Consider the following 25818-nt stretch of genomic DNA (forward strand, 5'->3'; position numbering starts at 1 on the left):
GAGGCGCCGCGACGCGCACAAGCCCTACAATCAGTGTTAACGAGATTGCGAACACGGTCTGAGCCGCACGGACTTCAGGCCCAGTCGCCAAGAACGGAATTAACAAGGCTCAACGCAGCAACAGCCGCCGTGTCTGCACGCATGATTCTTGGGCCCAATGAAATCGCAGTTGTATCAGAGCGTCCCAGAAGAAGAGTCCGTTCGGTGGCATCGAATCCGCCCTCCGGGCCCACCAAAACGGCCACAGGTCCCGGTGAGATCTGCTGCAGCGCGGCAAGTGGGCTGGCCGTTTCGGCTGCTTCATCGCAGAAGATGATCCGACGAGATCCATCCCACCCCGCGAGTAAATCTGAAAACTTGACCGGCTCATCGACGGCCGGCAGCGCCAAGATGCCGCACTGCTCTGCCGCTTCGATGACGTTGGATCGCATCCGCTCAAGGTTGACCCGCTCAGCAATCGTACGCCGTGTAATTACCGGTCTGAGCCGCGCGGCACCGAGTTCAACAGCCTTTTGCACTATGTAATCGAGCCGCGCGCGCTTCAGCGGGGCAAAAACATAGTGGAGATCGGGCCCACTCTCCTGCGGACGGACCTGTTCGTGCACGATCAAGTTGCATCGACGCTTGCTAACGTCGCTGACAGCCGCACGCCATTCCCCGTCGCGGCCGTTAAAGATGAGAATTTCATCCTCATTCTTGAGCCGCAATACGTTGATGAGGTAGTTCACCTGCTCATTGGTGCAGGTAATGGTCGCGCCAGGAGCGAGCGCCGCATCGACAAAGAGACGCTCTGCATTGAAATCATGTACTGCCATGTGCGGGTGATACCCGAGACCGCGCCGAATTGACAATTGCTATAGTCGGCGCACACCACTTGCCTTGCCCTGAAAGCCACACGTCATGCCCAACAACGCAACGTCCGGAAAAATTCCTCCCTTAGACCCGACGGTCGCGGATGCGGTTCCGGGCAATTGGGTCGACCGCTACGCGCCGTCCGCGTGGAGGCCCTACCTGCGGCTCGCGCGTGCCGACCGCCCGATCGGGACGTGGCTTCTGCTGTTTCCCTGCTGGTGGTCGCTGGCGCTCGCTGAACTGAGCGAAGGCGCCAGCTATCCAAATCCTTGGCACCTTGCGCTCTTCGCTATTGGAGCCTGGGTCATGCGCGGCGCTGGCTGCGCCTATAATGACTATGTCGATCGTGATTTCGATGCCCAGGTCGCCCGCACACGATCACGCCCAATCCCATCCGGGCAGGTCTCCCCGAGCCAAGCCTTGGTTTTCGTCGTGGCCTTATCGCTCGTCGGCCTGCTCGTTTTGCTCCAATTCAATGCGTTGACGGTAGCCACCGGCATCGCTTCGCTTGCACTCGTCGCGCTCTATCCGTTCACAAAGCGTTACACCTACTGGCCTCAATTCGTGCTCGGACTAACCTTTAATTGGGGTGCACTCGTCGGCTGGACGGCAGCGATAGGTTCGTTCGCTTGGCCCCCATTGCTCCTGTACGTGGGATCAGTGGCATGGACCATTGCCTATGACACGATTTACGCACACCAAGACAAGGAGGACGATCTGATGCTCGGCCTCAAGTCTACCGCTATCCGCTTCGGAGAGCACACGCGCAACTGGCTGGCCGCCTTGTTCGCATTGACCGTCATTCTATGGACGGCAGCCGCTCTCGCTTCTGGGGGTGGTACGGCTTCGCTGATCGCAATGGCAATCATAGCGGCACATTTCATTTGGCAAGTTCGAACGCTGGATATTTCTGACAGCGACAATTGCCTTGAACGGTTCAGGGCAAATCGCGTTGTCGGCGTAATATTTTTCGCCGGCATCCTGGCTGAGTTCGTCCTCGCGGCGCTTGGGTTAGACCTATAATTCAAGGCCCCAAAAGCAATGCGGCACGGGGAAAGCGTTCTCCCGTGCCGCACCTACGCCGTCCTGTTGACGAACATCACCGTCTTCCGCGGTGGATGTTCACACCATACACCGGATCACTTCAGACCAAGTTAAAGAAACGTTCTAAAATTCGCTGCTCTCCGCTCCGTTATGAACCGATTTGCGGCAAACACATTCACAGCCCATCCCCGCGGGGCTTGCTCAAGTCCCGCAGCTCAGGCAGGAAGAAATCTAAAAGAAGCTCACTGGCTTCGTGGTCCGTCTAACCAAGCGCAAAGGATCTCTCGACAATGAACGCCGACAAATCCGTTACGCCGAAGCAACTTTTACACCTCGTCTTCGGGGGAGAAGTGAGCACACTCGATAAGCCTGAGTTTAAAGACCTGAAAAACCTCGATATCGTCGGAATTTACCCGAACTACGCCGAGGCCCACACGGCGTGGAAGGCCGCCGCCCAACGCACAGTCGACAATGCCGAAATGCGTTATTTCGTTGTTCACCTACATCGCCTCCTCGAACCCGATGCAAGCTCTGCATAATAGTTCCGAACATCGTCAGACCGACGCCGCTACTGCGAACGCAGTCGTTCGCACTCGAAAGGAGATCGTGTGAGCAAGGCCAGCACCGGCACGCCTCCGAAGGGAGCGAAGGCGCGCAAACGGGTCGCTTTCGACGCGAACTCGCGTCTACTGATCTCACGCTTTCTCAACGATTGGGTCTGGCCCCGCTGGCACAGCCTTCTCTATGCCCTTGTATTGACCGCCTGCCTCGCTGCGATCACCGGAGGCTATCCGATGATCATCAAGCTATCGTTCGATACCTTGATGAAGGAGCAAACCGGAACGCTGCTACCCATCCTTCTGGGCATTATCGCAATTACCGTCGCACGCAGCATTTTCATGTATCTGCAGACGGTATCGACCCAACGCATTGTCCAGCGCATGGGCACCGACATTCAAAAGGCGGCGTTCACCCACCTTATTGAAGCTGATTTTGCTCGTCTTTCACGAGAATCCCCAGGCCACCTGCTCTCGCGACTGACTAACGATATCAACATGATACAACAAGCCGTGCAGGCAACGGTGAACACGGCGGTGCGCGACGTTTTGATGGTCGTCGCGCTCGTTATCTCGATGTTCTATCTCGACTGGCTGATGTCATTGTTTGTCCTGGGCGTTTATCCGATTGCAGCGCTGCCGATCGCCATTATTTCCGAACGTCTTCGCAAGGTCGCAAAGCGCACGCAAAGCCAACTCGGTGATCTGACATCCTTGTTGTCCGAGAAACTTTCGGGATCGCGACTGATCAAAACCTTCAGGCTTGAGAACTATGCATCCGAAAAAGTGCACTCTAGCTTTGAAGAGGTCTTCAAACTTCGCATGAAGGCGTTGCGCAATCGCGCCCGTCTTGACCCAATGCTAGAAGCGCTTGGGGGCTTGGCCGTCGCTGGGGTCATCGCCTTCGCCTATTGGCGTATCTCCAGCGGAATTTCGACAGTCGGCGACTTTATGGGCTTCATCACGGCGTTGCTGATGGCCGCCCAGCCCATCCGTTCGCTCGGTAATTTGTCGGGGAAGATCCAGGAAGGGTTGGCGGGTGCCGAAAGCCTTTATGGACTGCTCGACGAGAAGCCTAAGATCATTGATGTCCCGGACGCCGCAACGCTCAAGGTAACTGGCGGAAATATCCGCTTCGACAACGTTGCTTTCGCCTACGACAGCGCCCCTGACGCGCCTGCCCTCCGCGGCATCAATGTCGATATCCCAGCAGGAGCGACCGTCGCTTTTGTCGGCCGGTCGGGTGCGGGGAAATCCACACTTATCAACCTAGTCCCCCGCCTCTTCGATCTCACCGGGGGGACCATATCTATCGACGGCCAAGATATTCAGCAGGTGCGGCTCGCGTCCTTGCGCGACAACATCGCCATCGTAAGCCAGGACGTCACCCTCTTCGACGACACCATTCGCGCCAATATCGCGCTAGGTCGTCTCGATGCGAGCGACAGTGACATTGTCGCTGCCGCCAAGGCCGCTGCCGCCCATGACTTCATCATCGCTCAGCCCAGTGGCTACGACACACAGATCGGTTCAAGCGGACAACGTCTTTCGGGCGGACAGCGTCAGCGTCTCGCTCTGGCCCGCGCCATCCTTAAAAATGCTCCGATCCTTTTACTCGATGAAGCCACAAGTGCACTCGACACAGAGTCAGAACGTCTGGTCCAGGAGGCCTTGACCCACTTCACCTCAAACCGCACGACATTGGTGATCGCGCATCGGCTGTCGACCGTTCAGAATGCCGACCTGATTTGCGTTATGGACGAAGGCCAAATCATCGAACTGGGCAACCACACAGACCTGATGGCGCAAGACGGCACCTACGCAATGCTCGCCAAAACCCAGTTGGTGGCCGACCCGGTCTTGGTCGACGATCCAGCGGCAGCTGGCTAGGAAACCAATACCCGCTTACTCACGCTGGAGCACGCGGTCAACGAGCCGGTTGGCCCAGCGATTGGACTGGTATGATTCCTTAAGCTTTTCGCTGTCGTAAACGGTCTCGACCCACTCGAAGAAGGGCATCGGACGCTCAGCGGTATCCGCAAGATACCGCTCGAAAAACATATCGAGAATACCCGTATCTGCTTGGCGGATATGTCCATATTTGAGCGACAACTGCTTCAGCGCCTCATCGATCGGCTGATGCCCGCGAACATGCTTGTAGAGGACGCTCATGAGGCCCGCACGGTCCGCGCCTGATTTGCAATGCATGACCATCGGATATTCGATTGTTTCGAACATCTCCCGGGCAGCGAGAATATCCTCACGGGAGGGTGCGGCCCGCGAACGAATCGTAAAGTTCACGAGATTGAGCCCAAGCTCTTCACATTGCTTGCGTTCATGCCAAAAGCTGCCGCAAACACGCTCCCCGCGCAAGTTCACGACGGTTTTGATGCCCATCCGCTTGAAACGCCGGAAATCGTGCGGAGCAGGCTGCGCACTGCGCCATGCCTCGGGAGACAAACGATGCATGTTCAAATAGATCAGGCGAAAAATACCGTGATCGATGAATAACATATCGAGATAGGACGCGTGCGCGCCAAACCGGCGGCGCAACCATTCGGGAGAATGATCGATAAGTCCGTGGCGCCAAGCCATCGTGACGCGCTTGACCGCGCGTTTCGCACGTTTGGCCAACCCTGCCATGCTGCCTTCCGAAAGAACCCGATTGTCAGCCACCGCGTCCGGTATTAGAGCAGATCACCTGTAGAAAGTCACAGGTGCACGCCCACTACCGGCACGCCGCCCCAATCCTAAGACTGGACCTAACCCCGCTTGCACCGAACACGTGTAATATTGAGCCGCATCATATAAAGGCTTTGCGACGCAACATCGATTGCTAACCAGCCGGTATTATGCGCTATAGGATGCGACTGCAAGGGTCTTCGCTCCGCCAACCTCGACGAGTTTGTCAACTCCGCTCAAGCTAAGACAAGCAGGTTAATGGCACTTTCGCCGAAATTGAAAACAACCCTGGGACGTGCGGGCGGTAGAATAATCGCCCGAACCATAAGGCTTGTTGAGCAAACTTCGACATTTGTGGGCGAGCCTCCCGACCTCCAAGAACGCATGCGTGCCCTCCATCCAGCAATTATGGCTTGTTGGCACGGGCAATTCATGATGCTGGCCAGCCCGGCCCCCAAAGAGCTGCGTTTTGCCGCAATGGTCGCGCGCCACGGTGACGCAGAATTGGTTGGCGAAGCTATGAGCCGCCTCGGGCATCAGCTGATCCGCGGCGCCGGCGCGGGGGACCGCCGCAAAGACCGCGGCGGAGCCCATGCCCTGAGAGCCTCCCTCAAGGCCCTCGCAGACAATACCAACATCGTAATGACGGCCGACGTTCCACCGGGCCCCGCGCGCCGCTGCGGTCAGGGGATTATCACGCTCGCACGCCTTTCCGGTCGCCCGATCCTCCCCATTGCCGCCGCCACATCCCGCTACCATGCCCTCGACACATGGAGCCGAATGACTATCAATCTGCCGTACTCCACATTTGGCTACGTATTGGGCGACCCAATTTACGTTCCGGACGATGCCAGCCCTGAGCAAATGGAACAGCTACGGCAACGGCTGGAGACGGCTCTCAATAACGCAACAGCACGCGCCTACGAATTGGCCGGAGCTGATCCTGCACGCGCCACCCCCCCCGGCGCAGCGGATCCTTCAACACCTCCGGTCCCTGCCGGTTTTCGACTCAAGTCGTATCGGGTCGCGACACGCATAATCCAGCCGGTAGCACCGCTCATTCTTCGGTTCCGGGAAAACAAGGGCAAAGAAGACCCAACACGCCGCAACGAGCGCTTCGGACAATCGAACCTAGCGCGGCCGGAAGGTCCTTTAGTGTGGATCCACGCGGCAAGTGTTGGCGAAACCAATGCGATCCTGCCTGTCGTCGATACCCTCACAGCGTTACGCCCTGACGTACGCTGTCTACTGACCACAGGCACCCTGACGTCGGCACGGTTGGCGGCGCAAAGGTTGGGACCAAACGCGTTCCATCAATTCCTCCCGCTCGACTCACCAGAATATGCGCGCCGTTTCCTAGAGCGATGGCAACCGGACGTCGCTGTACTCACGGAATCAGAAATTTGGCCGAATTTGATTTTGGAGGCACACGCCCGGGAAATTCCTCTCGTCCTCGTCAATGCGCGTATGTCCAATCGCAGCTTCAAGCGCTGGCGACGCAATACCAGTATGGCAGCAGCGCTCTTCACGCGATTCGATCTCGTCCTCACTCAGAACGACAAATTCGCGCGCTGGTATTCGGAGCTCGGCGCACGCCGCGTCCGCTCGATCGGCAATCTGAAAATCGATGCACCGCCACCACCAATAGATCAGGCCGCGTTCGACGCCCTTGCCGCAGCCGTCAACAGCCGCCGCGGCTATGTCGCAACCAGCACCCACGAAGGCGAAGAAGAAATCATCGGCGAAGCACATCGCCGATTGGCCAATGAATTCGAGGGCTTCCTGACATTGCTGGCCCCACGCCATCCTGAACGTGGAACAGCGATAGCCGAAGCGCTGAAAATGAACGGCCTGAACGTCACCCAACGCTCCGAGAATAAGCTGCCGGACACGCGAACAGATGTTTATATCGCCGATACGATCGGCGAACTGGGCACGCTTTATGCTCTCGCACCGATCGCCTTCATCGGCGGTTCGCTTGTAGACAAAGGTGGGCAAAATCCGATTGAAGCCGTCCGTCATCACGCAGCAGTTCTCACCGGCCCGAGCTGGCACAATTTCCGCGACGCCTATGACGCGCTAAAGCGCCACGACGCGATGCGCGAAGTGCGTTCCTCCGAAGAACTCGCTGCGGCCGTAGCCGAACTCATGCACGACGATGCCAAGTTGAATACCATGCGCGCGAACGCCGATCTGGCCATCGGAACGTTATCAGGCGCCCTAGACCAGACCATCGCGGCATTACTCCACTACCTCCCCGACCAGGAAGGAATGAAGCGTGCCTCTTGAGGAACCTTCATGGTGGTATGGCAATCAAACGAGCGACTGGCGGGCAAACGCGCTCGAACCAGTTGCAGGGATTTACGGCTGGGCCGCCGAACGGCGCTTCAAAAAAACGCAACCCTTCCGGTCCGAGCTCCCTGTTATCTGCGTCGGAAATTTCACGGCTGGCGGCACAGGCAAAACGCCCATGTCGCTCTTGCTGGCTGAACTCCTGACACAACTTGGCGAACGCCCAGCGTTCTTATCACGCGGTTACGCTGGCCGCATTGCGGGCCCGGAATGGGTGGACCCTCACCGGCATTCCGCCATCGACGTAGGCGATGAACCCCTGCTGCTGGCCAGCTCAGCTCCAACCATGATCTGCCGGGATCGGCCTGCCGGAGCACGCGCCATCCTCACACGTGAGCCGCGTCCCACGGTCATCATCATGGACGATGGTCTGCAGAACCCATCGTTGGAAAAAGACCTGCGCCTTGCGATCGTGGATGGCGCGCGCGGCATCGGCAACGGTCGGGTTATTCCGGCCGGGCCTCTACGCGCACCTCTCCAATTCCAATACGCAATGACCGACGCTGTGATCGTGAACGGATCACAGCCGCCCCACGACGACGATCGGCAGTCAAATACCGGAACCGGAGTTCTTGACCGCTTGCGCCACCGCTTCCTAGGCCCCGTGCTCGTTGCCGAACCCGAACCTGCGGGAGATATTTCCTGGCTAGCCGACACCCCCGTCATCGCGTTCGCGGGCATCGCAAACCCGCACCGTTTTTTCTCGCTCCTAGAAAGATTGGGCGCAACCGTACTCGCCAAGTTGGCGTATCGCGACCATCACACTTTCACTGACAGCGAAGCGGAAAAATTGCTCGCGCAAGCTAAGGCAAGCGGCGCTCAGTTGGTGACAACCGAAAAAGATCTGGTCCGGATGACCCCAGAAGGGAACTCGGCAATAGCCCGCCTACGGCAGTCAGCGCGTCCACTACCCATCCGACTACAGTTTAAGGAAAACGATCTGTCTCGCATGAGGGCGCTGCTCGAAGCCGTCATCGCAGACAGTAAACTGCCCGCATAAAGCAATCATGTCCGGGGCGCCCTCAGACCTTGCCGTTGACTTCCAGATAGCGACGGAAAGAAATCTCGGGAGAAGCATAGGCTTCCTGAAGCTCAACACTCCAGTACCGCAGCTCATTGAGAGCAATCGGCTGCCCAGTTATAGCGCAACGCACAAAATCACCCGGCGAAGTGACCTGAAAGTCACCGCCCTGATACTTGACCTTCGCCTCATCCCGCGGGCCGAAAAACTTCTCAAACCGGTTCATTGGAACTCCCTGCCCGGCAATGGTGCCGAAGCCTCAGATTGATTGCCCGTTGTCGGACACCCGTCAAGTCGTCCCTTTCGCGCAAGCACCACTTCAGGACCCAGTGCTGGTCATGTTTTTCGCGTGAGGGCTAACTTGGGAACCCCCTCGACGAATTGCTAGAATAGGCTTCCCTGATCAGATTTGCGAGCCGCGCGTGACGGCCGGCGCTCGTCCTTCGGTTTCTCAATCGTCATCTCAGAGACTTTCGACGGCGCAGGCTTATCCGCTTGCCCTGGATCCCCTGTTACGTTTGCCATAACTCGTCCATCGGCAAACTCGATCTCGATGCTCTGCTGCGGCACAATCTGGGCCGCTTTACGCAAAGTTTTACCTTTTGCATCACGCACCAGCGCAAAACCACGCGCCAGAACCCCTTGGTAACTAAGCGTATTTAAAAGCTTCCCCTGTGAATCGAGCATCCGACGACGGTTAACGACCGCATTCGCGAACGCAGCATGACTGCGGGCGACAACCCCCACAAAGATCTCTTGCCCACGCGTTAATCGGCTGCGCAATGCCGAAGGACGCAAACGCCCGCCGACGCTTTCAAGCCGCGTACGCCTCTGGCCAGCCGTACGCAAAAGCGCATGACGCGCGCGATTGTCACACTGCGCCAATCGTTCGCGATCTCGGGCAATCCGCATTTCGACGAGGCGCGGCACCAGCCTTCCGGAGATCCGGGCGTGGCGCATCGCATGCAGGCTGGTGTTGGAGATCAATCCGCGACCCAAGCGACGCTCCACATCGTCGAACTGCTGTCGCGCCGACAAAAGAAGGTTCTCGCGGCGCGGCAACCCACGTGCCGCCGCGCGCAAATGCGCCCGTGCACTCTCAACGCAACGGCGGACCGTATGCTGCGCACGGAGCCCGTATTCTGCCGTCCGCTGCACGAGATCGCCGAACTTTGGTACAGCCCATTCCGCAGCCTTCGTGGGCGTAGGAGCCCGCGCATCCGCGGCAAGGTCAATCAGGGTCCAGTCTGTCTCATGCCCGACCGCCGAGATAACCGGCAGCGCACTGTCGGCCACGGCCCGCACGACGATTTCCTCGTTAAAGCCCCACAAGTCTTCAAGACTGCCGCCACCCCGCGCGACGATGATCACGTCGGGCCGTGGTACCGGCCCACCTGCTTTCAGCTGATTAAACCCACGGATCGCGGCAGCGACTTCCGGCGCGCACCCTTCGCCCTGAACCCGAACCGGCCACACAATGGCGCGGGTCGGAAACCGCTCATCGAAGCCATGCAACATGTCACGGATAACAGCACCAGACGGACTTGTGACGATACCAACGATGCGTGGCAGGAACGGCAGCGGCACCTTACGGGCCTCGTCAAACAGTCCTTCCTCAGCGAACTGCTTTTTCCGCGCTTCCAGCAAAGCCATGAGCGCGCCCACACCGGCCGGCTCCAAGCTCTCGATAACAAGCTGATACTTGCTCTGGCCGGGAAACGTCGTCACACGCCCAACAGCGATCACCTCCATGCCCTGTTCCGGCTTGATCGCTAACCTTTGCGCAACGCCTTTCCACATGACGCCAGCGATTACGGCGCGATCATCCTTAAGGTCGAGATACAAATGGCCGGATGCCGGGCGGGAAATGCGGCCCAATTCTCCGCGCACGCGCACGTGCTCAAACTCGTCTTCCAGCGACCTTTTGATCGCGCCCGACAACTCGGACACGGAAAACTCCGGCGCATTACCCGCCCCTAAGCGCTTATCTGACAGGGTTTCGGTCACGAATCAGTCCCGGTTTGTTAACTGCATCAGCGATGATACATCATTGAATAATGGCAGCAGACGCTCGGTAACACATGACGTGAACCTACAGCGATCCTGAAAAAGTGAAAAACTAAGGGCCCGCAACGAACATGAACGTCCTACTCATCGGCGGTGGTGGCCGCGAACACGCCCTCGCATGGGCGCTATCAGCAAGCCCCCTGCTCGACACATTGTATTCTGCTCCAGGCAACGCCGGAATAGCCGATGTCGCGCAGTGCGTTGATCTGAAGGTCGACGATCATGAGGCCGTCGTTACCTTCTGTAAGGACAAAGCAATAGACCTCGTTGTCGTCGGTCCCGAAGTGCCGCTCGTTGCCGGATTGACCGATACGCTGACAGCCGCCGGCATTAAGTGCTTTGGCCCGTCCGCCGCCGCCGCCCAGCTTGAAGGCTCCAAAGGCTTCACAAAAGACCTTTGCCGGGCCATCGGCATCCCGACAGCCGCTTATGCCCGCTTTGATAGTGCTGACGACGCAAAAGCTTACGCAGCACAACAACCTGTCCCCATCGTTGTCAAAGCTGACGGCCTGGCCGCAGGCAAAGGCGTCATCATCGCGCAGACCCAGGCCGAAGCTCTCTCGGCAATCGACAGCCTGTTCACAGGAAACGCCAGCGGAGCCGAAGTCGTCATCGAGGAATTCCTCACCGGCGAAGAAGCGAGCTTTTTCGCCCTCGTTGACGGCGAACACGTCCTCGCCCTCGCGACCGCCCAAGACCACAAACGCGTGGGAGAGGGCGACCAAGGCCCTAACACCGGCGGCATGGGGGCATATTCCCCCGCTCCTGTCATGACGGATGAACTCATCACGCGCACCATGGATGAGATCATCAAGCCGACGGTCGCGGAAATGGCCCGACGTGGAACACCCTTCAAGGGCGTCCTATTCGCAGGGCTTATGATCACGGACGAAGGTCCCAAACTCATCGAATACAATGTCCGCTTTGGCGATCCCGAGGCGCAGGTTTTAATGCCCCGGCTCAAATCCGATCTCCTTCCGGCTCTCATCGCCTCAGCAGACGGCGTCCTCGATCGTTTCGATCTGCGCTGGCATGACACTGTTGCCCTCACGGTCGTCCTGGCCGCCAACGGCTATCCCGGAACTCCAGAAAAAGGCAGCGAGATCAAAGGCATTGATGCCGCTTCTGCAATCGATGGTGTGACCGTATTTCACGCTGGCACCGCCCGTGACGACACCGGGCGCATCCTCGCCAACGGCGGACGCGTTCTTAATGTCACGGCCGTCGGCAAAACCGTCCGCGAAGCACACGATAGAGCCTATGAAGCCGTGAGTCGCATCGACTGGCCGGGCGGCTTCTGCCGATCAGATATCGGCTGGCGCGCTTTGGCGCGCGAAACTTCGGACACAGAGGCTTGATGAACCGCGCAGCTACCATCATCTCGCCATCGTGCGAGAAAGTAATGTCATGACGTTCCGACACCCGATGAGACCGGCAGCAAAGTGACAACCTCTCTAAGTAGCAGGGATCTGACGCGCGCACCGCGCATTGGGCTGGCGCTCGGTGGCGGCGGCGCGCGAGGTTTGGCGCACATTCTTATGTTGGAAGTCTTCGACGAGATGGGGTTACGCCCCCAGCTCATTGCCGGAACCTCCATCGGCGCCATCTTCGGCGCGGCATACGCCTCCGGCTACACCGCAGCGCAGATCCGCACCCATACAGAGGAAATCCTGAAAAGCCGGCTAGAGATCCTTCGCCAGGCTTTCAGCGCGCGCCAGGAGCCTCTCCAGCGCTTCATGAATGTATTCCAACTGCGATCCTCAATCTTCAACGCGGAAGCATTGCTCGACCTGATCATGCCGCCACGAACGGCGGCAGACTTTGCGTCGCTCGAGATCCCATTGAAGGTGATCGCATCGGAATTCAGCGAACAAAAACAGATGGTTTTATCGGAAGGACCACTCTTGCAGGCGGTCGCGGCAAGTATGGCGCTCCCCGGCCTGTTCACGCCGGTCGAAATCGACGGTGCCATTCTGCTGGATGGCGGCCTCGTCAACCCGCTCCCCTTCGATGTCCTCGCAGAAGACACAGATATCACGATCGCAATCAACGTAACGGGGGCCGGTCGGGTCGCGAGTGAGGGCAAGCCCAGCGCCTTCGAGGCGATCGTCACATCCCTGCAAATTCTACAGCAATCCATCGTTCGCGAGAAAGTGCGAACCCGGAAGCCAGATATTCTGATCGATGTCGAAGTCGGCAACTTCCACGTACTCGAATTTCATAAACTGGACAAAGTTCTTGAGGCCGCAGCGCCCGCCAAAGCGAGACTTCGCCAACAGCTTGAGCGCATTCTTTTTGCTGAACCCGCCGACGTCAGCGAACCTGACCCTGAGCCCCAACCTAAATTGGAAGAACCCGAACCCGCTAGGCGGGCCCGCCTAGCCGAACGGCTCCTGGGTCGCCGCTAGCGTCAAGGCCCGGCATCATCTCCGCGCGGCAAAAAAATCGCGTAGAAGTGCCCCCGTGCGCTCTTCGTCAAGCCCACCGTAGACCTCCGGCGCGTGGTTGCACGTAGCCTGAGCAAACACCCGGGCACCATGCTCCACACCGCCTCCTTTCGGATCGCCCGCTCCGAAATAAAGCCGCCGGATACGGGCAAGGGAAATCGCTCCAGCGCACATGGCGCACGGCTCTAACGTGACGTAAAGGTCGCAGCCTAGGAGCCGTTCTGAACCAAAGGCCTCGCATGCGGCGCGAATCGCGAGGATCTCAGCATGGGCCGTAGGATCGGCAAGTTCGCGGATACGGTTACCTGCCGCACTCAAAAACGTACCATCCGGTGCAGCGACAACGGCTCCCACGGGAACTTCTCCACGCTGAGCCGCAGCGTTGGCTTCCGCCAATGCGCGTTCCATGTAGCGGCTGCCCCGCATCGATGTCATAACAGCGCGTCCTTCAATTCGAACAGAAATCGCAAATGCCTAAGGCGCCTACAAAACGACGTCCGAACATTATCAGCAAGGACCGGCAGACACACGCCAAGCCGGCACGCAAGGTGAAGGCGGAGGCACGTTCAAAACCAACCTCCGCGGACGCGGCAAAATCCACCACGCGCAAGTCTGCTGAACGCCCCACCGCAGCCAAACCCGCTCGCACGCCGGTCCGCAAGAAACAGCGTGGACCAGGACGCGCGCCGGAGCCTGCTGCAGGACAAAACGACCCTATGCGCATCGCCAAGGCGATTGCCCGTGCAGGACTATGCTCGCGGCGTGAAGCCGAACGCTGGATTGCCGAAGGCCGTGTCCGGCTGAATGGCAAATTGCTAAACAGCCCCGCCGTAACGGTAACCTCTTTGGATAAGATTGTCGTTGACGGCAACCCACTACCGGACGCCGAGCCCGTACGTCTATGGCGCTATCACAAGCCGAAAGGTCTCGTCACGACGCATCGCGATCCGGAAGGCCGTCCTACAGTATTTGACAGTCTTCCGCCTGAGTTGCCGCGTGTTGTCTCCATCGGCCGTCTAGACTTCAATACGGAGGGCTTGCTGCTTTTGACCAACGACGGCGCGCTGGCCCGCCATCTCGAATTACCGTCCACGGGCTGGTTACGCCGCTATCGCGCACGCGCGCACGGTCGCGTAACACAAGCCGACCTCGACAAACTGAAAGACGGCGTGGAAATCGAGGGGGTTCGCTATGGCCCAGTCGAAGCGACGCTCGATTCAACGCAGGGTGCCAACGTCTGGCTCACACTTGGCCTGCGCGAAGGCAAAAATCGCGAAGTGCGCAAAATCCTCTCAAGCCTTTCGCTCGATGTAAACCGCCTGATCCGTGTGTCCTACGGACCGTTCCAGTTGCTCGACCTTGCTCCCGGAACCACCGAACCCGTGAAGCGACGCGTCCTCGCCGACCAGCTTGGCGCGAAATTGACAGAGGAACTGGGCCTCGCAGCACCTGACCCTGACCGCATCGGCCGAGGCCATAAACCCGAGGGCAAAGCAGCGAAACCAAAAGGCCAGTCGGAATGAATGGCCTACCCTCAAGGGGGACGCCATGCGTATCGTAGGCGGGCGTTTCAAAGGGCGCACTTTGGTTGCTCCTCAGCACGGAGGCACGCGCCCCACCTCGGATCGCGTCCGCGAGTCCGTATTCAACATTCTCACGCACGGCATCGAAGGCCCTCCATTGGAGGGCGCACGTGTCATCGACCTCTTCGCCGGCACGGGAGCACTTGGGGTGGAAGCCCTTTCACGCGGCGCTTCTTATGCGCTTTTCGTCGAAGACAACGCCGATGCCCGCGGGCTTATTCGCAGAAACATCGAAGCCTTCGGCCTGCAAGGCATAACCCGCATCTTCCGGCGTGACGCCACCCGGCTTGGCCCAGCCGCAACGCGGGACAGCTACGCCTACGCCTTCCTTGACCCGCCCTACGACAACAAACTCGGCGAAGCCGCACTCACAGCCCTTCATGAGGGAGGTTGGCTCTCTCCCGGCGCAATCATCGTCCTTGAAGAACGCGCAGGCGTAACAGTCGATCTGCCATCTGCCTTCGAACTTATCGACGAACGTACATATGGCGACACCACGGTTCATTTTGCCCGGCTAATCTCCGAAACAGCATGACGAGGATCCACCCGTGAACATACGCTGGCGGGATAAAACGCACGGCGGTTTGAACGGATGGCTCGAAGCGGCCCTGTTCGTCATCGCGATCTCCGCGTTGACCGTACTCTATGCAATTGCCCAGGCCGCCGGCGCGCATATGTCTGTCTTCATCTTCTACACGATGGCCGCCTCGGCTGCCGGAATGCTGGCGATCACGGGGTGGGGCAAAGACGCAGGCGATGTCATCCTGACGCGTCAGAGCTGGGTGTTCGGCACCGCCACCGTCGGCCTCGAAGCCCTATATTTCCTCCTGCTGGGTATCCTAACACCCGCCGAAGCTAGCCTCGCTTTGCGCTTGGCTGTGCCCGTGTCGCTTGTGATCGGCTGGCTGTTTTTTTCTCGCACCATGACGAACCGCATTTGGTTCGGTGCGGCCATAATTATTGTCGCCGTTATCCCGATCCTCTGGGGCTTGGACAATGCGCGCATATTTTCCGCAACGTTACTTGCACTCGCCTGCGCACTTGTCGTCTCAATAAAAACATTCGCCAGCGAATTTCATCCCTGGAACCGGCGCGCTGAAACGGTACGCGAAAAACTGCGTGTCACAGGCTTGGTCGTCCTGGCGACAACGCTGATCGCAGCGACCGCGTTGATCTGTTCGGTCTTTCTGGTTTTCTATGGCATTCTCCCAGCCAACCCGATGACACCTGAACCCGCCGCCTTCTGGCACGTGCCAACGCTTGCCCTCGCCCTTTTCTGCGGCGCGCCTGTATTCATCGCCATGACGTATTTAACCTTCTCCTCCGTGGTAAAAATCGGCACAGAAAGCTTCCTGGGAACCAGTGCCTTGACACCGTTTAGCGCACTGGCGCTCGAAGCATTGGCCGCAGGGTTCGGCATCCTTGCCGTCCCGAACTACGACTGGAAATTGATCCCGCTCATATTACTCGGCGTCGTCGGCGTCTTTATTGTCATCAGCGGCCGTCACAAATCGGCCCCCCCCCGAAATTCCTGCCCGATAAGGGGTGGCAGGTAAGCGTGTCGGGGGCTATGAAGCAGGCAGCAAAGTCATCCGGGATTCAGATACATGGCCGCCACCCGTCCAATCGTCATAGCCCCCTCGATTTTATCGTCCGACTTCGCCCGCCTGGGCGAAGAGGTTCGCGACATTGATGCCGCTGGGGCTGACTGGATCCATCTCGATGTCATGGACGGCCATTTCGTGCCCAACATCACCTTTGGACCTCCCATTATCAAAGCCATCCGCAACGCCTCGCCCAAGGTCTTCGATTGCCATTTGATGATCGACCCGGCCGTTCCCTATATCGAAGCGTTCGCGGAAGCCGGTGCGGACATCATCACGGTGCACGTTGAAGCCGACACCCATCTCGACCGCTCGCTGCAAGCAATCAAGGCTCTCGGAAAACGCGCGGGCGTCTCGCTCAATCCGTCGACACCTGAAAGCACGATCGAGTACGTTCTCGACCGCCTCGACCTCATTCTGCTGATGACCGTCAATCCAGGCTTCGGCGGCCAGGCTTTCATTCCTGCCGTGGTGGAGAAGGTCCGCCGCGTCAAACAGATGATCGGAAACCGCCCGATCGACATCGAGGTTGATGGCGGCGTCACACCGGAAACAACCGGCAAGATTGTCGAAGCAGGCGCCAACGCACTCGTCGCCGGTTCTGCGGTGTTCAAAGGCGGCACGCCTGCTCACTACGCGGCCAACATCAAAGCGATCCGGGACGCAGCAACGAACGCCCGCTCGATCCCCTGTTGAGGAGTGGCAATGGCGGTAGAAACCCCGATCTGCGATTTCGGCTGGAAAGCTCCGAACTTCAAGCTACCCGGCGTCGACGGCAAAACCTACAGCTTGGCCGACCTGCGTGGAGAACGTGGCACGCTGATCATGTTCATCTGCAATCACTGCCCTTACGTGAAAGCAGTGATCGACCGTATCGTCCGCGATGCCAATGAACTCAAGCCCCTGGGCATTGAGAGCGTCGCAATTTGCGCGAACGATTGGCGCGCATACCCCGATGATTCATTCGAAAACATGAAAACCTTCGCCGCCCATCACAACTTCACGTTCCCCTATCTCCACGACGAGACACAATCCGTCGCCCGGACCTATGACGCCGTATGTACGCCGGACTTCTTCGGCTTCGACGCCGATCTCGGCCTTCAATATCGCGGCCGCTTGGATGCGTCCCGGAAAGAAACCGGCCCCGCCGATCTGCGCAGAGACCTTTTCCTCGCAATGAAGCAAGTGGCTGAAACAGGCCAAGGCCCACGTGAACAGATCCCCTCGGCGGGATGCTCAATAAAATGGCGGGAAAGCTGAATGGTTCGCGCAGTTGTTTTCGACCTCGATGGCACCCTCATCGACAGTGCCCTCGATATCCACGCCGCGGCCAATCGCGTCCTCCGCGAACAAGGCCTCACTGAACTCGATCTTCCGACATTGAAATCATTCGTCGGCGAAGGTGTCCGGGTCTTGATGCAGCGCTGTCTCGATCATGCGCACGCCAGCACCAGTCCTGAAGACATACAGCAAGCCGTGGCTCGCTTTCTCGAGATTTACGCTGAAGACCCGGCAAAGCACACAGTCATCTACCCTGGCGTGCAAGACCTGCTTGCGAAGCTGCAGAGCCGCGGCGACCGGCTGGGCATTTGCACAAACAAACCTGAAGCGATAACGCGCACGGTCCTGAAGGACCTTGGCCTCACAAGCACATTCAGAGTCGTGGTCGGGGGCGATACGCTGCCAACGCGCAAGCCGGACCCGAGCGGCCTGTTGGCTACAATCGCGCAACTCGGAAGCAAACCGGACGAAACGATCTACGTCGGAGATAGCGAAGTCGATGCTGCGACAGCCCAAGCCGCTGGCGTAAAATTCGTGTTGTTCACGAAGGGCTATCGCAAGAGCCCCGTAGCCTCGATCCCCCACTGGCGCGCACACGATACGTTTGCCGAGATCGAAAGCGCGCTTATCACGAATGACGCAACGGCGAACGGATAACGCGCGTTAGCGACGCCCGAACAAACGCTCGATATCCGAGAGCTTCAACTCCACATACGTCGGACGGCCATGATTGCATTGGCCCGAAAACGGTGTGGCTTCCATCTCGCGCAATAAAGCGTTCATCTCGCTCGCGGTGAGCCGGCGACCGGCCCGCACGCTGCCATGACACGCCATCCGCGACGCCACGGCTTCCAGCCGGGTTTTCAGAGCGCTGTCATCCGACTCGCTAAGGATCTCATCGGCAAGATCCCGGACAAGACCATCGACATCGGTGTCTCCTAGCAGCGCAGGCACTTCACGTACGGCCACCGCGCCGGGACCAAACCGGTCGGCGACAAGGCCAAGCTCTAAAAGTTCATCCGCCTTCTCGGCTAAGGTTTCAGCCCCTTCCTCGCCCAGTTCGACGATAACGGGGATCAAAAGCCCCTGTCGCGCCACGCCACCTTCCGTCAACATCGCCTTGAGCTTCTGATAGACAAGACGCTCGTGCGCGGCGTGCTGATCAACGATGACAACGGCGTCGCGTGTCTGCGAAACAATATAGGTCTCGTGCAATTGCGCCCGCGCGGCGCCAAGCGGGCTATCCATGAGGTCTGCCCGGGCAGGTTCCGCATCCGCCGACGCATCCGCACCTGTTGCCGAGAATGCAGTAAACGCTGCCTGAACCGGCTCGGCAAAGCCATGCACCCTGCCCTGCGGACTCTCGAAGTCCGATAGGGGTGAGCTGCTAGGTACAGAGGCCACGCGTGAGGAAACGCCAGACCACGCTGCCCCGGTAGTCCGTGACGGTGCCGCCGGTTCCACGGGCCGCAATGTTGCGATCGTATCCTGCCCGCCCCGCGCCGACGCACGATGCCCTGCACCTTCCAAAGCATGCCGAATCGCACCGATCATGATGCTGCGCACCGTTCCAGCATCACGGAACCGGACTTCCGTCTTAGCTGGGTGCACGTTAACGTCCAGCTCACGTGGATCGACGTCAACAAAGAGAGCAACGAGAGGATGACGCCCGCGGGGTACCGTATCTCCGTAGGCAGCGCGAAGCGCTCCAACCACCAGCCGATCTTTCACAGGCCGTCCATTGACGAACAGAAACTGTTGAGAAGCATCCCCGCGATTGAGTGTGGGCAGTCCCGCAAATCCCGCCACGCGAACGCCGTCCCGTTCTCCGGCGATCTCCAAGGCGTCTGCGAGAAAATCGCGCCCCATAATCCGGCCGAGGCGCTGCAAAAGTCCGTCCGCATCGGCCTTGCACGCTGGCAGCTTGAGACTGGCCCGTTCGCCAGTCACCAGCGTGAAAGCGACCTGGGGATGCGCCATCGCCAACCGTTTGACGACATCGGAGACTGCAAGATTCTCTGAGCGCTCGGACTTCATGAATTTCAGGCGAGCTGGTGTCGCAGAGAAAAGATCCGTCACCTCGATACGGGTTCCCGAATTGATCGCTGCGGGCCGAATAGGACCCTTGGCACCCCGGTCAACGATGATAGCGCAGCCTGAGCTCCCGCCCCGCTCCTGCGTAACAATCTCCAGCCGCGCAATCGAACCGATGGAAGGAAGCGCTTCCCCGCGAAACCCGAGCGTTCGAATATCGAAGAGATCTTCCTCGCTGAGTTTGGACGTCGCGTGACGTTCGACACAAAGCGCCAGATCTTCCGCACTCATGCCGCAGCCGTCGTCGCTCACACGGATCAACGACAAGCCACCGCCTGCGGTCACAACCTCGACGTCGCGGGCACCCGCGTCGATCGCGTTTTCGACAAGTTCCTTGACGACGCTCGCCGGCCGTTCGACGACCTCGCCGGCCGCGATACGATTGATTGTTTCAGGCGAGAGCTGACGTATCGACAAACCGAGAAATCCCTCTTCGTCGAGTACCCGGAACGCCGCTGCGGATCAGATACCGGCGTCGAGCCGTTTACGCGTGAGGATTTTCGCCAATTCGACAGCGGGTTGATCGAACGGATCGATGCCCATAATCCGCCCGGCGAGAATCGTTTCGAGCATAAAATGCATCAAAATCCCGCCGATCGCACGCTCATCGAGGCGATCCACATCAATCGTGCGAACCGGCCGCCCAGCCTGCGCGAGCGCTTCCGGTAACGCCGCCGCTTGCGCAGCCACGATATCCCCAACATGGCGGCCCGCCATGTAGTCCGCGCCAGCCTGCCGGGCCATCTCGGCATCCACGACCGGCCCATTGCCAACGGTGGCAACACGGACAACCGTGACCCACAGTTCAGGCGGCCCATCCATGAAAAACTGAAGCTGGGAATGCTGATCAAGCGGTCCGACTGCCGCAATCGGGCATGTGCCTTGGCCATTCTTACCCAGGCTCTCCGCCCACAGCTGAACGTACCAATCTGCCAACCTTCCCAGACGGTCGGCGTAAGGCATGATGACGCTAAGCCGAACGCCCTTTTCTTTGTTAAGCGCCACGGCTGCCGCTGCTGATACGGCCGGCGCGAAGTCGGCTGGACGGCGTGCGTCCAGCATCTTCTGGACCACATCGGCGGCCCCCTGCCGCACAGCGAACGCATCGAGCCCACGCGCCATCGCCGGCATTAATCCGACGTTCGTGAGGCACGAATACCGCCCACCGATCCCGTCATGATGCGCAAGCATCGGAATGCCGTGTGCCGCAAAGAGGGAACGCAACCCATTGCTTTTACCCGGCTTATCCTCCTCCGTAATCCCGAGGAACAACTCCGGGATACGGGCCTCGAGCCCTGCCGCTTTGACTGCGCTGAGCGCCGCAATGGCCTGCGCGAGCGTTTCAGTTGTACTACCCGACTTCGATGTCACAACGAAACGCGTTGTCTCTAGATCAAGGATGTCCAGCGCACCGGACAACGTCGCGCCGTCGAGATTGTCGTAAAAGCGCGTCCGAGGACGTTTGCGTTGATCGGGAGCTGCACCGCCGGGAATATTCCATCCCGCAAGCTGAGCCAAAGTTTGCCCGCCAAGCCCCGAACCGCCAGTCCCGAAAAAGACAATCAGCCGGGCCCCCTCGCTGAGCCGCGCGAGAGCTGCATGGGCTTCATCAAGATCCGCCGTCTCTTCGGGAATATTGAGAAGAGGCAGCCGCCCCGTCTTGTAGTGGTCTCTCAGCTTGGCGAGTTCGGGCTCGGCACGTTTGAGATACCGGCTCAGCAAATGCTCGGACAAACCATGTCGGCCAATGACCGTCTCCATGCAGCCGTCGATCGAAATACGAAAGGGTGCGCAGCCTTCAGCTGATGCTGAATTCTTGCTGAGAGAAACAGGGTTGGTCATCGAGCAATCCCGGATTGGTGAAACGTGTGTGTCCACCTAGCCCGTTTCTGCGGCCACGCCAAGGCACAGGAATCTGAGCCGCAAATAGTAACGCGGGGCAAATTGCCCCGCGCTCTCAAAACAAAACATGCAACCCGCTGCAAAATAAAGAGAAAATACTCACCCTCTCGGAGCCAAACCAGCCGGCTTGCCAACGACGGTAACGATGAGATCGTTGAGGTCGAGAAACCGTTTTGCCGCCTGCTTGATGTCTTCCAAGGTTACCGCCTCAATCTGCGCATTACGCGTATTCACATAGTCGATGCCCATGCCCTCGACCATGATGCCCAGAAGCTGGCTGGCAATCTTCGCGTTGCTATCAAACCTCAATGCATAGGAGCCCGTCAGGTAGTCCTTGGCGTTCTTAAGATCCTCTTCGGTCGGGCCGGTTTCCACCATCTTCTTAAGCTCCGCACGGATGACATCGAGAGATTCCGCGATCGCCTCGTTCTTCGTCGCAACGCTTCCCAGGAAGATCGCCGAATGATCCATCGGGCTTAGATAGCTGTAAACGGAGTAAGCAAGCCCGCGCTTTTCACGCACCTCTTCCATCAACTTCGAGGCAAACCCGCCACCACCGATGATGTGGTTCAAAACGAACGCCGACATGAAGTCTGGATCTTTGCGCTTCAACCCGCCAAGACCGAACACTGCAACAGACTGCGGAACGTCCATTTCCGTAACGGTCAGACTTCCCTTCTTAGGCGGCGCGACATCCGACACGGAATTCAGTTTCGCCTTCTGCGGCAGATCCCCAAAAACTTCGTCGAGCAGCTTGGCGAGCGCGTCGGCATCAATATCGCCGACTGCCACAACCTTTAGATTCTCCCTAGCAAAGATCCTCGAGCGATAGGCTTCAAGATCATCGCGCGTGATACTGGAGATCGTCTCAAGCGTTCCATCCTTAGGCTTGCCATACGGGTGGTTCGGGAAAGCCGCAGCATACCATGCGTTGCCAGCGACGCGATCCGGGTCACGCGACGCGTAAACAATGCTCGCCTTAAGCTGCCCGCGAATACGTTCAATGGCATCATCATCGAAGCGCGGCTTCGTCAACGCCAACTTCAACAGTTCCATCGCCTGCGGACGGTTCGCAGAGAGAGTTTCAACACTGCCGTAGAACGTGTCGCGACTATCCTCATAGGACATGCGCATGGCGATATCTTCCATGCGCTCCTGGAACTCCGCCGACTTCAGATCACCCGCGCCCTCATCGAGCATCGCCGAGAGAAAATTAGAAACGCCTGCCTTGTCGGCCGGATCCTGCGAGCTGCCGCCCGTAAACGCAAAGCGCAGCGCAACGAGCGGGACAGAGTGTTCTTCGACGAGCCAAGCTTCGATGCCGCTGGCACTTTTAACGGTCTTGATATCCATAGCTTGAGCAGGCCTGCTGAGCGCGACGATGTTAAGGAGAAAAAAAACGGCGAGGAGATTTACGAAATTGACACGGGCAACAGCACGAACGCGCAACCCGGCTTGTCGCAATAGGCTCATGACTTCTCGTTCCCTTGTCAACCGCGTGGCGATGCCGTAGCCGACGCCCGTTTATTGGACGTGCCAGGATCGTTATCGGCCTCGGGCAGAAGCCGTCCACTCACAGACTGCCGAATGTCGAGGCTTTTCTGTGCAGCCTTCTGCACATCCGCCGCGGTAACTCGCTCAATGGCCGCTGGCCATTCCTCGATATCTTCGATGCTCTGGCCGACGACTAAGCCCCAGCCATAACGCCGCGCCATATTTGACTGATTGTCGCTCTCGTACACGTAGTCCGCCGTCAGGCCCATCTTGGCCCGCCTCAGCTCGTCTTCGGTAACGCCGTTCTTCGCGACATCTGCAATAACCCGATCAATCTCAGCTTCTACCTGATCAAGATCGGAGCCGTCAGCCGCGATTGCGTAGAGCGCAACCTTGCCGCTATCGAGCCCATCACCGTGATACCAGCCACCCGCCGACGAAGCGATTTTCTTGTCGACCACAAGCGACTTGTACAGTCGGCTTGTCGACCCGTTGGCAAGGATCCGGACGAGAACGTCGAGCGACTCGGCCTCACCTTTCTGCGCCTTCACATAGCTAGGCGCCAGATAGTAACGATGGAAGGAAGCTTTACCTGCCCGCGGATCCGTGAGCACCAGCTCGCGAGCTGCAAGCTGCGGTGGCTCGACAGGACGGAGACGATTTGCACCCACCTCGGGGTTAGAAGGGATTTTACCGTAAGTTTCTTCAGCGAGCTTGCGCACCTCGTCAACGCCAACGTCCCCAGAGACCACCAGGATCGCGTTGTTCGGCGCGTAGTAGTGTTTGTAGAAATTGAGAGCATCTTCCCGATCGAGCCGCGCAATCTCGTGCTCCCAACCGATCACCGGAATGGCGTAGGGATGTGAATAATAAAGCGTGGCATCCATCTGTTCAGACAAAATAGCTGAAGGGTTGTTATCGACACGACTGCGGCGTTCTTCGAGAATAACGTTGCGCTCGGTCAAAACCTCATTGTCGGTAAGCCGAAGATTGACCATGCGGTCCGCTTCCATCGACATCACTTTGGCAAGTCGGTCCTTCGCGACGCGCTGGAAATAGGCCGTCGTATCCTGGCTGGTGAAGGCATTGTCCTGCCCACCCAACCTAGCCACGATCTTGGAAAATTCCCCAACCGCTATCTTGTCGGTGGACTTGAACATCAGGTGTTCGAGAAAGTGAGCGATGCCGGATTCTCCGCGCGGCTCGTCAGCAGCACCGACGCGATACCACACCATGTGCGTCACGACCGGCGCACGCTTGTCTTCGATAACAACCACCTGCATGCCATTGGCGAGTTTGAATTCGTTGGCACGAGGAGCAGCGTGGGCGGAAGTAGCGGACAACATCGTTGCGAGCATGAGAGCCGTCACTAAGCTGGAAACCAAAAGGGGAAAGCGGCACGAAGCCAGAATGCGCATGAGTTCAGATCCTCAAAGGTCCGGACATCGGCGCGCTATGAAGGACAAGCTCAACCTCCAAACGCGCATTTCAAACCCGGCTACGGAAGCGAAGCAAATCGTAACCGATTTACCGTGCACCTATCGAGTCGAAGCCTCCGAGGATGTCGGCATTCAGACCTGCCTTGTCAAATGACAACGCGTCCATGTTCCCACGGAATTGGCGCTGCTACATAGCTACGCCACACGCATAAGAGATTATTTTAACTGAATAAATATTATTTGATAACGATGCGCTGCGTTACCTGGCATGAGCACCTCAACCACGCGCCATGACGCCCCACGATGCCAAGCAAAATAATCTGGGGTCAGAACGCCGGCCAGAATGCCCTACTGCGCGTTCCACTCTTTCATGGCTGAAAGAACCGACTTGCGGCAGGGACCCAATGGCCCAGAGACCGAGTCTGCGTCGGCGCGTCCCATGGCAACAGCCGTATCATAGTGCTTCGCGCAATACTCTTCCTGCTGCTTCTTCAACATTTCCTGGTCGACCACTTTGGCTCGGTCAGGATCGTTAATCGCAGCAAGAGAGATATCTTCCGGTGTCTGAGCTGGAGCATTGGGATCAGGCAAACGGGCCAAATCCGGAGGCACGACCAATGGGCTCCGCGATTCCATCTTAGGCGTTGTACGGGTCGTAGGCGCGTTCATGCCCATTGCATCGAAGATCTTACCTTCGAACTGGACATCGCCTGGCGAGCAGCCAGCCGAAGCAGCGGCAGCGAAAACGCTCAGTGCGGTCAGTAAAGCCCTGATCCGTCCGACAGATCTCATTTCCGAATCTCCCTGGCCGCAAGAGGTGGATCGCGTTAGGCGAGCCCCGGCCCAACCTCTGCAGCATCGAGCGCTATGACGTCTTTGCGGCGTCTTTGCGACTCGTTGCCCAGAAATCATACAAGAGGCCGATTACCCCAGCAACTATAGCGACATCTGCGACATTGAAGACATACCAGTAGAAGCCGAAGGCATGCAGCGAAACAAAGTCGGCTACGCCCCCGATCACCAGCCGATCGATGCCATTTCCAATCGCTCCTCCGATGATCAGACCTAGGCTTAGAGCGAGAACGGCGCTCCCGGTGGAACGCGCTGACCATATCCACAGCGCTATGCTGGCCACGGCAGCAAATGCCGCCAAAGTGGCCTGCCAAGCCGGATGAGCCATATCGAGCATAGAGTAGCTCACACCGGTATTCTTCACGAAGACCAGATCGAGAAACGGGAGCACGACAACCCGCCCTCGCTCTTCTAGGTTGTAGTGGGCGATAATCCACCACTTGCTTACTTGGTCGGCCACCAAGGTGATGAGCGCCGCCCACAGCGTCCACCGCGAGAACGCGCCCCAAAACCATCCACCGGAGTGTTGATCGCCCGTCATCACCAC

25 protein-coding genes are annotated in these 25818 nt (G+C 58.5%); 14 read left to right on the forward strand and 11 right to left on the reverse strand.

Going from position 1 to position 25818, the window contains the following annotated elements:
- Window positions 1–74: 74 nt before the first annotated feature.
- A complete protein-coding gene (locus tag K5845_RS04925; protein WP_287958504.1) occupies window positions 75–815 on the reverse strand; it encodes a 16S rRNA (uracil(1498)-N(3))-methyltransferase in 741 nt (246 codons plus the stop codon).
- 85 nt (window positions 816–900) lie between these two features.
- On the opposite strand from K5845_RS04925, the gene ubiA reads away from it, so the two are divergent.
- The 3 genes from ubiA (at window position 901) to K5845_RS04940 (ending at window position 4343) form a co-directional block, all read left to right on the forward strand.
- Window positions 901–1875, forward strand: coding sequence for a 4-hydroxybenzoate octaprenyltransferase (gene ubiA, locus K5845_RS04930; protein ID WP_046475507.1), 975 nt, complete (start codon window positions 901–903; stop codon window positions 1873–1875).
- Window positions 1876–2186: 311 nt separating this feature from the next.
- Complete coding sequence (locus K5845_RS04935) at window positions 2187–2435, forward strand: DUF4170 domain-containing protein (RefSeq protein WP_046475501.1); 249 nt, start codon at window positions 2187–2189, stop codon at window positions 2433–2435.
- A gap of 69 nt (window positions 2436–2504) precedes the next feature.
- Window positions 2505–4343, forward strand: coding sequence for an ABC transporter ATP-binding protein (locus K5845_RS04940; protein WP_287958505.1), 1839 nt, complete (start codon window positions 2505–2507; stop codon window positions 4341–4343).
- A 15-nt stretch (window positions 4344–4358) separates the two neighbouring features.
- Here K5845_RS04940 and K5845_RS04945 read toward each other — a convergent pair whose 3' ends face one another.
- On the reverse strand, window positions 4359–5096 hold the full coding sequence (locus K5845_RS04945; RefSeq protein WP_076605263.1) for a fused DSP-PTPase phosphatase/NAD kinase-like protein: 738 nt from the start codon (window positions 5094–5096) through the stop codon (window positions 4359–4361).
- Between the two features lie 471 nt (window positions 5097–5567).
- On the opposite strand from K5845_RS04945, the gene K5845_RS04950 reads away from it, so the two are divergent.
- Both K5845_RS04950 and lpxK read left to right on the forward strand, forming a co-directional pair.
- Window positions 5568–7424 (forward strand): glycosyltransferase N-terminal domain-containing protein, encoded by a 1857-nt coding sequence (locus K5845_RS04950; RefSeq protein WP_244466783.1) that lies wholly within the window; start codon window positions 5568–5570, stop codon window positions 7422–7424.
- Window positions 7414–8487, forward strand: a complete 1074-nt coding sequence (lpxK, locus tag K5845_RS04955; protein WP_090227740.1) for a tetraacyldisaccharide 4'-kinase — start codon at window positions 7414–7416, stop codon at window positions 8485–8487. The genes K5845_RS04950 and lpxK overlap by 11 nt, the downstream gene beginning before the upstream one ends.
- Window positions 8488–8509: 22 nt before the next feature.
- Here the strand turns inward: lpxK and K5845_RS04960 are convergent, their stop codons facing one another.
- Window positions 8510–8734, reverse strand: coding sequence for a DUF2093 domain-containing protein (locus K5845_RS04960; RefSeq protein ID WP_046475492.1), 225 nt, complete (start codon window positions 8732–8734; stop codon window positions 8510–8512).
- Window positions 8735–8892: 158 nt separating this feature from the next.
- Window positions 8893–10515, reverse strand: coding sequence for an exodeoxyribonuclease VII large subunit (xseA, locus tag K5845_RS04965; RefSeq protein WP_082100923.1), 1623 nt, complete (start codon window positions 10513–10515; stop codon window positions 8893–8895).
- A 131-nt stretch (window positions 10516–10646) separates the two neighbouring features.
- Between xseA and purD the strand changes: the two genes are divergently transcribed.
- Both purD and K5845_RS04975 read left to right on the forward strand, forming a co-directional pair.
- A complete protein-coding gene (gene purD, locus K5845_RS04970) occupies window positions 10647–11933 on the forward strand; it encodes a phosphoribosylamine--glycine ligase (RefSeq protein WP_287958506.1) in 1287 nt (428 codons plus the stop codon).
- 84 nt (window positions 11934–12017) lie between these two features.
- Window positions 12018–12983, forward strand: coding sequence for a patatin-like phospholipase family protein (locus K5845_RS04975; RefSeq protein WP_287958507.1), 966 nt, complete (start codon window positions 12018–12020; stop codon window positions 12981–12983).
- Between the two features lie 15 nt (window positions 12984–12998).
- Here K5845_RS04975 and K5845_RS04980 read toward each other — a convergent pair whose 3' ends face one another.
- Window positions 12999–13457 (reverse strand): nucleoside deaminase, encoded by a 459-nt coding sequence (locus K5845_RS04980; RefSeq protein WP_046475484.1) that lies wholly within the window; start codon window positions 13455–13457, stop codon window positions 12999–13001.
- Between the two features lie 35 nt (window positions 13458–13492).
- Here K5845_RS04980 and K5845_RS04985 point away from each other — a divergent pair, with 35 nt between their 5' ends.
- Genes K5845_RS04985 through gph form a run of 6 tightly spaced genes read left to right on the forward strand, consistent with a single transcriptional unit; the run spans window position 13493 to window position 18147 of the window.
- Window positions 13493–14545, forward strand: a complete 1053-nt coding sequence (locus K5845_RS04985; RefSeq protein WP_502814124.1) for a pseudouridine synthase — start codon at window positions 13493–13495, stop codon at window positions 14543–14545.
- Between the two features lie 25 nt (window positions 14546–14570).
- The gene (gene rsmD / locus K5845_RS04990) at window positions 14571–15140 is read left to right on the forward strand and encodes a 16S rRNA (guanine(966)-N(2))-methyltransferase RsmD (protein ID WP_287958508.1); all 570 of its coding nucleotides are present in this window, start codon (window positions 14571–14573) and stop codon (window positions 15138–15140) included.
- Between the two features lie 13 nt (window positions 15141–15153).
- Complete coding sequence (locus tag K5845_RS04995; protein WP_287958509.1) at window positions 15154–16161, forward strand: hypothetical protein; 1008 nt, start codon at window positions 15154–15156, stop codon at window positions 16159–16161.
- A gap of 51 nt (window positions 16162–16212) precedes the next feature.
- Window positions 16213–16905, forward strand: coding sequence for a ribulose-phosphate 3-epimerase (gene rpe / locus K5845_RS05000; protein WP_046475476.1), 693 nt, complete (start codon window positions 16213–16215; stop codon window positions 16903–16905).
- Window positions 16906–16914: 9 nt separating this feature from the next.
- A complete protein-coding gene (locus tag K5845_RS05005; RefSeq protein ID WP_287958510.1) occupies window positions 16915–17469 on the forward strand; it encodes a thioredoxin family protein in 555 nt (184 codons plus the stop codon).
- A complete protein-coding gene (gph, locus tag K5845_RS05010; RefSeq protein ID WP_287958511.1) occupies window positions 17470–18147 on the forward strand; it encodes a phosphoglycolate phosphatase in 678 nt (225 codons plus the stop codon).
- A gap of 6 nt (window positions 18148–18153) precedes the next feature.
- Here the strand turns inward: gph and mutL are convergent, their stop codons facing one another.
- From mutL to K5845_RS05030, 4 genes are all read right to left on the reverse strand, one after another.
- A complete protein-coding gene (gene mutL, locus K5845_RS05015; protein ID WP_287958512.1) occupies window positions 18154–20001 on the reverse strand; it encodes a DNA mismatch repair endonuclease MutL in 1848 nt (615 codons plus the stop codon).
- Window positions 20002–20046: 45 nt separating this feature from the next.
- Window positions 20047–21426 carry a phosphoglucose isomerase-related protein gene (locus K5845_RS05020; RefSeq protein ID WP_082100917.1) on the reverse strand — a complete coding sequence of 460 codons (1380 nt, stop codon included), beginning with the start codon at window positions 21424–21426 and terminating at the stop codon, window positions 20047–20049.
- 159 nt (window positions 21427–21585) lie between these two features.
- Window positions 21586–22959, reverse strand: coding sequence for a M16 family metallopeptidase (locus tag K5845_RS05025; RefSeq protein WP_287958513.1), 1374 nt, complete (start codon window positions 22957–22959; stop codon window positions 21586–21588).
- Between the two features lie 17 nt (window positions 22960–22976).
- Window positions 22977–24398: a M16 family metallopeptidase gene (locus K5845_RS05030; RefSeq protein WP_287958514.1), complete on the reverse strand. Its 1422-nt coding sequence runs from the start codon at window positions 24396–24398 to the stop codon at window positions 22977–22979.
- Here K5845_RS05030 and K5845_RS05035 point away from each other — a divergent pair.
- A complete protein-coding gene (locus K5845_RS05035; protein WP_160298672.1) occupies window positions 24397–24573 on the forward strand; it encodes a hypothetical protein in 177 nt (58 codons plus the stop codon). The genes K5845_RS05030 and K5845_RS05035 overlap by 2 nt on opposite strands.
- Window positions 24574–24767: 194 nt before the next feature.
- Here the strand turns inward: K5845_RS05035 and K5845_RS05040 are convergent, their stop codons facing one another.
- Window positions 24768–25211 carry a hypothetical protein gene (locus K5845_RS05040; RefSeq protein ID WP_287958515.1) on the reverse strand — a complete coding sequence of 148 codons (444 nt, stop codon included), beginning with the start codon at window positions 25209–25211 and terminating at the stop codon, window positions 24768–24770.
- Between the two features lie 73 nt (window positions 25212–25284).
- Window positions 25285–25812 carry a signal peptidase II gene (gene lspA / locus K5845_RS05045; protein ID WP_046475451.1) on the reverse strand — a complete coding sequence of 176 codons (528 nt, stop codon included), beginning with the start codon at window positions 25810–25812 and terminating at the stop codon, window positions 25285–25287.
- Window positions 25813–25818: the final 6 nt, after the last annotated feature.

The organism is Filomicrobium sp. (assembly GCF_025698805.1).
GTDB lineage: Bacteria > Pseudomonadota > Alphaproteobacteria > Rhizobiales > Hyphomicrobiaceae > Filomicrobium > Filomicrobium insigne.